Origin of the sequence: Thetidibacter halocola (assembly GCF_018224955.1) — a bacterium.
Lineage (GTDB): Bacteria > Pseudomonadota > Alphaproteobacteria > Rhodobacterales > Rhodobacteraceae > Thetidibacter > Thetidibacter halocola.
Map to the genome: position 1 here is coordinate 1 of NZ_JAGTUU010000017.1, position 6,430 is coordinate 6,430.

Here is a 6,430-nt window from a genome sequence, read left to right on the forward strand (position 1 = left end):
AGCCCAGATCCTCATAGAAAACTGGCGCCGCCACTATAACACCGTCAGACCGCACAGTTCGCTGGGCTACCGACCCCCAGCACCAGAAACCTTCGTCCCAATAGACCAGAGACCGACGATGCATTAACAATCAACCCGGACCACTCGTTGGGGGTAGACCAGCGCCGGCAGACCAGAAACGCGGATCGGACATTGATGTCCATTAGACGATCGTAATCATCTTCGGTGGACTCGTGGAGTGGTTTCACGATGATCGTGCCTGCGTGATTGAAGAGTACATCATAGGGGCCCACCTCTGTCTTGATCGCATCGAAAGCCCGGTCGACATCCTCAGACCTGGCGACATCGGCCTGAAAGAACCACGCCTCTCCGCCGGCGTCGCGGATCATCCCGACGGTTTCGCGGCCAGCGTCTTCTTGGATGTCGATGATGGCAACGCGCGCGCCCTCTTTGGCGAAAACAAGAGACGTGACGCGCCCCATGCCGGCGGCGCCACCTGAGATCACTGCCGTCTTTCCACCCAGTCTTCCGGTCATCTTCGTTTCCCTAACTGCATGTTCAGATGCATTCGCCGCCATCGACCACAAAGGCGTGGCCCGTCATGAATGACGATTTGTCGGACGCAAGAAATACGATGGCATCTGCAATCTCGTCGACGGTACCGAAGCGGCCCATCGGAATGGCATCGCGGATGTACTCCTCCAGCTTGTCGCGCCCGCCCATCTGTACTTCGAAACCGAGGTTGAAAGGTGTGTCGACAAACCCGGGACAGAGCGCGTTGAAACGTATGTTCTCCCTAGCATAATCTGCGGCCATCTGACGTGTCATCGCGAGCACGGCGTGCTTTGTCGTGGCATAGGCAATCATCTCGCGGTCGTATTGAACGCCCGAGTTTGACGATGTGATGATGATGCTTCCTTTGCCCTGTCGCCGCATCGGTGCAAGTGCAGCCTGCGCGGCAACGAAATGGGAGCGCACATTGAGCCTCCACGACAGGTCCATATCCGCAACCGCCACCTGCTCCAGCTTACCCTCGACCTGCACGCCTGCATGGGAGTGCAGAATATCCAGTCGGCCCTCGTTCCGTGCCACGTCATCAATCGCCGACACGAGTTCAGCATCATCAGTGACGTCGACCTCGAGCGCCCTGGCCTTGTTTCCCTCATTTGTGATGCGCGCCGCGACCGCGGCGGCGGCCGCGGCGTCTTTGTCAGTGACAATCACAAGAGCGCCTTCGCGTGCCAGAGCCTCGGCTCCTGCAGCGCCAATTCCCGAGCCAGCAGCCGTCACGAAAGCAACGCGATTTTCCAGCAGCATCGAAACCTCCCGAATTGTAGCTCTCAGCTCTTGTCGCTGCGCCGTAGAATGAGTTGTGCGATCACCAGAAGGACGAGCGACGCAAGCATCACCATTGTACCGATGGCGTTCACCTCGGGCGTCACCCCGCGCCGGATCGAAGAAAAGATATAGATGGGCAACGTCGTCTCGGAGCCGGCGACGAAAAAGGCGATGATGAAGTCGTCGAAGCTGAAGGTGAAGCTCAGCAGAAAGCCGGCCAGGATTGCAGGTGCGATCAGCGGAAGCGTGATCAGCCGGAATGTCCGCATGGGCGGTGCGTAGAGGTCGGCAGAGGCTTCAGACAAGGCGCCTTCGAGTCCCTGCAGCCGGGCACGCACAATAAGGACGACCAGCGCCAATGTGAACATCGTATGGGCGGCAATGAGGGACGGCATGCCCATCGACAGGGCCGGCGGCTCCCGGCCCTCGGGCCAGACGCTGGCCAGCCACGGGTTGACCACGTCGAAAACCGTCACCAGCGCGATGAGGGTTGCGATGCCGATCACGATGCCCGGAATCATTACCGCAATGTAGATGATCGCGTCGAAGAGTGAGCGAGCGGGTCCTTTGATTCCTTGCAGACCAACAGCGGCCAGTGTGCCCAGAATACTGGCCAGCGTTGCGGACACGAAGGCCACAAGGAGACTGTTGCCAAGCGCCTCCATCACGAAAGGATTGTTAAGCGCCCGTCCATACCACTTGAGCGAAAAGCCTTCGAACTGGCTAGCGCTGCGGCCTGCGCTGAAGCTGAATAGCGCGATGATGGCGATCGGTGTGTAGAGGAACACATAGACGAAGAGGGAATAGATGCGCATCGATCAGGGCCTCACATGATCGACACGTCTTCACGCGTGGCACTGAGCCGCGCGATGAGACGCATGTAGATCGTGACGGTCACCAGCATGACGAGTATGAGCATAACCGCCACCGCAGAACCAAAGGCCCAATTCCGGGACTGCAAGAAGAGATCGACGAGCGCGTTTCCGACGAAGAAAACCTTCCCGCCACCGAGAAGTGCCGGGATCAGGAACTCTCCCATCAACAAGATGAAGACCAACATACACCCGGTCGCGATGCCCGATATGGACATTGGTAGCGTGACACGGAGAAAAGTCGTCAGCGGCCTGGCCCCGAGATCAGACGAGGCTTCCAGAAGACGTTTGTCGAGACGGTCCAGCGCCACGTAGATTGGAAAGACCATCAGCGGCAGGTAGCCGTAGACGATGCCAACGGTGACCGCGAAGGGCGTGTAGATCAGCCGTACTCCTTCGAAGCCGAAGACCCCCAAGAGGGCAGGCAACCCCTGTCCGCCCAGAATGAAAATCCATGCATAGCTGCGGATCAGGATCGAGGTCCAGAATGGCACGATCACCAGGACAAGCAGGATAGTTTTCCACTTGGGATCGGTTCGCACGGCGAGCTGATAGGCCAAGGGATAGGCGATGATCAGAGCGGCCAAAGTTCCCAATGGCGCCAATGTGAGCGTGTTTTGAAAAGCCGTCAGGCGCGCGGGCAGGTTCGCGTATTGCTCTAACGTGAAAGCGGGCACCCAGCCACCGGCAGGTGCCCGCTCTCCGAAGCTGAAGATCAGCACGACAGAGAGCGGAAGGACAAGCATAACCAGCAGCCAGGCTCCCGCAGGTGCGACCAGAAGCCAGTTTCTTTCGCGCTCTGTCATCCCTTTCCTCCGATCAGGCCGACTTGAAGCGCGCGAGCAACTCGGCGCGGTTCGGGTCAGTCAGGGTTGCCGCAGCCCCGAATTCGAGCGCATCAAGGCGCTCGGCCGCCGGATAAAGGATCGGGTCGTTCAAGATCTCCTCTGGCAACAGGGCGTTTGTGCGGCTGTCTGCGACCGGATAGCCGTGGGCGAGGACTTCGCGCGCGTTGACTTCGGGATCGAGCATGAAGTTGATCAGTGCATAGGCCGCTTCCATGTGCGGGGCGCCTTTGGGGATGGCGTAGTAATCGCTCCAGAGTTCGCCACCCTCCTTGCCGAGAGCAAAGGCAATCTCCGGGATATCGGTATTCAATTGCTTGCCGTCACCTGTCCAGCAGATGGTCAGCCAGGCATCTCCCGACCGCATTGCCGGCTGGTAATCCGACGTGATCGCGAAGAGATGCGGCTTGACGTTTATCAGCAGTTTTTCCGCATCTGCCAGTTCTGCCTCGTCGACCGAGTTGAACGAATATCCATGATAGTTCAGCGCAGCGCCGATGGTGGTCAACTGATAGTCGTGCACCATGGTGCGGCCAGAGAAGTCATCCATCGTGCGATCGAAGAAGTCTTTCCAACTGTCGATGGCAGCACCGCCATTGTGCGACGTGTTGCTGGCGATGCCGGTGGTGCCCCAGTTCTTCGGCACCGCATAGACAACCCCGTCCACGATCCCAGCGTCGGCAAAGCGAGGATCGAATGCATCGGGGTCGTAGTTCGGAAGTTTCGACAGATCGAGTGGCTCGATCAGATCTTCTTCGACATAAGTTGTGATCGTATAATTCGTTGGAACGTAGACGTCCCAGCCGCTGCCCCCGGCCTGAAGCTTTGCCAGCATTTCTTCGTTCGAACCAAAGACGTTCACCTGTGTGAAAGCGCCTGTCTGATCAGTGAAGATCTCGAAGTTTTCAGGATCGTGATAGTTCGGCCAGGTCGCCAGGACAACACGGTCACCGATATGGCTGCCGGCCAGCGCGCTTGACGGTCTGAGGCCGGGAAATGCGCCTGCCATTACCGCCGTCGCGGTGCCGAGCCCAGTGACGCCAAGGAAATGTCGCCGTGTGACCGAACCCTTTTCGTAGCGACGCAGCTCTTCCATGAACTTCCGCTTTGAGATGTATGATCTGTCTTTCATGTCGTGTCTCCCAGTTGGATGGTTGCTGCTCTTTGACCTTCAGTCCGGCCTCAGGATTAGGGCAGCCTCCGGGGTCCAGTGGACCCAGACGGTGTCGCCTTTCCCGAGTGTCGATAAACCGGCGTCCGCCTGACGGGGCGCAAGTGCGGTGATGCTTCCAAGGTGTTCGTGACGAACGACGTACTCGGTGTGCTCGCCCAAGAAGATGCGGTTCTGTACCGTCGCCAAGAGACCGCCCGGCACTTCGGTCGGGCTCAGTCTGATCTGTTCTGGACGCACGCTGAGACATCCGGCCTGGCCAGGGGCGATGTCGCTGCCAATGGCGCTGGAATAGGCCTGCCCGTTGCCCAGCGTGATCGCTCTGTCGCCATTGGAGGCGATCTGTACCTTTCCATCAAAGAAATTCGATGTTCCGACGAAGTCGGCGACATAGCGCGTTGTCGGGCGATCATAGAGATCCTGCGGGCTGCCGGCCTGAACGATCGCACCCGCGCGCATCACGCAAATCCGGTCAGACAGCGACAGCGCCTCTTCCTGATCATGCGTGACCAGGATGAAGGTGATCCCCAGTTGACGCTGGATATCCTGCAATTCGATCTGCATCTCCTTGCGCAGCTTTCGGTCGAGCGCGGCAAGAGGTTCGTCCAGCAAAAGAAGCTTAGGCTCGTTGACGATGGCGCGTGCAAGGGCGACACGCTGCTGCTGCCCGCCGGACATCTCCCAAATGCGACGCGTGCCGAATTCGCCCAGGCGGACGGTGTCGAGCACACGTTGCACCCTGTCGGCGATTTCGGACTTCGGCAATCTGGGCCGCCGCTGATCCAGCCCGTATGCGATGTTCTGTGCGACTGTCATATGCGGGAACAGCGCATAGCTTTGAAAGACCATGTTGACGGGTCGCCGGTACGGCTCGAGCTCTGAAACATCCTGGTTTCCGATCAGGACCTTTCCTTCGCTCGGGGTTTCAAAACCTGCGAGCATCCTGAGCGCAGTTGTCTTTCCACAGCCCGACGGACCCAGAAATGACAGGAACTCACCCGACTTTATGCTGAGGTCGATCTTGTTCACGGCAACAAGCGATCCAAAGCGTTTTGTCACGCCGCGCAGCTCTGCGATGGGCGTATCGATCTTTTCGGTGGGCTGATCGTGATCCAGCAACGGCTTGCCTGAGCAGAAAAAACAGGGAACGCGCATATAACGCGCAACCTACACGATGTCGCAAATTGAACGTTTGTGTAAATATGCAATTTGTCATACACATCTTGTGATAGCTGAGGGTCGGAATGCCAACAGACTGGAACAGCCAGGCCGCGCTGTGCGTCGAAGCGCTCGGCACAGAGGGTTTCGCCGAAACCCTCGCCAATGGCCTACGCAGCGTGATCCCGTACGAGTTTACAGTGATCTTTGGATACATCGGGAAAGACCGGCCGCTCGCCCTCTTTGACGATTTCACCCCTGAGCGGCGAAAGCTCCACGTCGACGATTATCTTGAGGGGCCTTACCTTATCGATCCATTCTTCCTGGCGAGCATCGGCGACACGCCCCAGGGCATCTGGCGACTTAAGGAAATAGCGCCGGATCGCTTTTATCAGGGTGAGTATTATCGAAGCTATTACGTACAAACAGGGCTGGCAGAAGAGGTCGGGTTCCTGATCGACGTGGATTCGGAACTGCAGATCGTCCTGTCACTGATGCGGACCGAAAAGAAGTTCACCAAGACCGAGATGCGCGTGCTGTCTGAAATTCAACCGGTTGTCGAAGCATTGTGTCGTCGTCACTGGTCTAGTATCGACAGGTCAGGCTCCAACAATACATCGGACATTTTGAACCAGAAAGTTGCAGACGCCTTCAACACTATCGGCGATGGTGCTCTCACAGAAAGGGAAGGCCAGATCGTTGAACTGACCCTGCGAGGCCATTCATCCGAGGCAATTGGGCGGCTGCTCTCGATCGCGCCCGGAACCGTACGCATTCACCGCCGCAACGTCTACTCGAAGCTGAGGATCAACTCCCAGGGTGAGCTCTTTTCTCTCTTCTTGGACACCATCGGTGCCGGCTAGCTCGAATGCACAAGGGCGCGGCACAAGGGTGTGGCATCGCAGTAAGCAAATGTCCGCTTCGTCTAAGATTTGTGGCTGCTGTCAGCGTGAGCTGCAGCGGCGACAAATCTGACAAGGAGGAAAGCGCGGGCGGATTTCGGTGCTATGGGGATAGTGGCTCAAGGCTTGGTGGTTCGATGCTCT

At 58.0% G+C, this 6,430-nt stretch carries 7 protein-coding genes and 1 pseudogene; 2 read left to right on the top strand and 6 right to left on the bottom strand.

Annotated features, from left to right (window positions below; genetic code table 11):
• On the top strand, positions 1–127 hold a 127-nt coding region (locus KB874_RS22680), incomplete at its 5' end, for an integrase core domain-containing protein (protein WP_212538850.1).
• A gap of 25 nt (positions 128–152) precedes the next feature.
• On the opposite strand, the pseudogene KB874_RS23075 reads toward KB874_RS22680, so the two are convergent.
• The 6 genes and pseudogenes from KB874_RS23075 to KB874_RS22705 form a co-directional block, all read right to left on the bottom strand.
• A pseudogene (locus tag KB874_RS23075) lies at positions 153–578 on the bottom strand (SDR family NAD(P)-dependent oxidoreductase); the annotation flags it as partial.
• Positions 559–1,317, bottom strand: a complete 759-nt coding sequence (locus KB874_RS22685; RefSeq protein ID WP_212538844.1) for an SDR family NAD(P)-dependent oxidoreductase — start codon at positions 1,315–1,317, stop codon at positions 559–561. The pseudogene KB874_RS23075 and the gene KB874_RS22685, both read right to left, overlap by 20 nt.
• A gap of 23 nt (positions 1,318–1,340) precedes the next feature.
• A complete protein-coding gene (locus KB874_RS22690) occupies positions 1,341–2,153 on the bottom strand; it encodes an ABC transporter permease (protein ID WP_212538845.1) in 813 nt (270 codons plus the stop codon).
• Between the two features lie 11 nt (positions 2,154–2,164).
• Positions 2,165–3,016, bottom strand: coding sequence for an ABC transporter permease (locus KB874_RS22695; RefSeq protein ID WP_212538846.1), 852 nt, complete (start codon positions 3,014–3,016; stop codon positions 2,165–2,167).
• 13 nt (positions 3,017–3,029) lie between these two features.
• Complete coding sequence (locus KB874_RS22700; RefSeq protein ID WP_212538847.1) at positions 3,030–4,187, bottom strand: ABC transporter substrate-binding protein; 1,158 nt, start codon at positions 4,185–4,187, stop codon at positions 3,030–3,032.
• Between the two features lie 39 nt (positions 4,188–4,226).
• Positions 4,227–5,345 carry an ABC transporter ATP-binding protein gene (locus KB874_RS22705; RefSeq protein ID WP_346346595.1) on the bottom strand — a complete coding sequence of 373 codons (1,119 nt, stop codon included), beginning with the start codon at positions 5,343–5,345 and terminating at the stop codon, positions 4,227–4,229.
• A 125-nt stretch (positions 5,346–5,470) separates the two neighbouring features.
• Between KB874_RS22705 and KB874_RS22710 the strand changes: the two genes are divergently transcribed.
• Positions 5,471–6,247, top strand: coding sequence for a helix-turn-helix transcriptional regulator (locus KB874_RS22710; RefSeq protein ID WP_212538849.1), 777 nt, complete (start codon positions 5,471–5,473; stop codon positions 6,245–6,247).
• Positions 6,248–6,430: the final 183 nt, after the last annotated feature.

Bases quoted from the DNA above. Each gene is read 5' to 3' on its own strand.
- KB874_RS22685 (WP_212538844.1), bottom strand. From the start codon at position 1,317: ATGCTGCTGGAAAATCGCGTTGCTTTCGTGACGGCTGCTGGCTCGGGA.
- KB874_RS22690 (WP_212538845.1), bottom strand. From the start codon at position 2,153: ATGCGCATCTATTCCCTCTTCGTCTATGTGTTCCTCTACACACCGATC.
- KB874_RS22695 (WP_212538846.1), bottom strand. From the start codon at position 3,016: ATGACAGAGCGCGAAAGAAACTGGCTTCTGGTCGCACCTGCGGGAGCC.
- KB874_RS22700 (WP_212538847.1), bottom strand. From the start codon at position 4,187: ATGAAAGACAGATCATACATCTCAAAGCGGAAGTTCATGGAAGAGCTG.
- KB874_RS22710 (WP_212538849.1), top strand. From the start codon at position 5,471: ATGCCAACAGACTGGAACAGCCAGGCCGCGCTGTGCGTCGAAGCGCTC.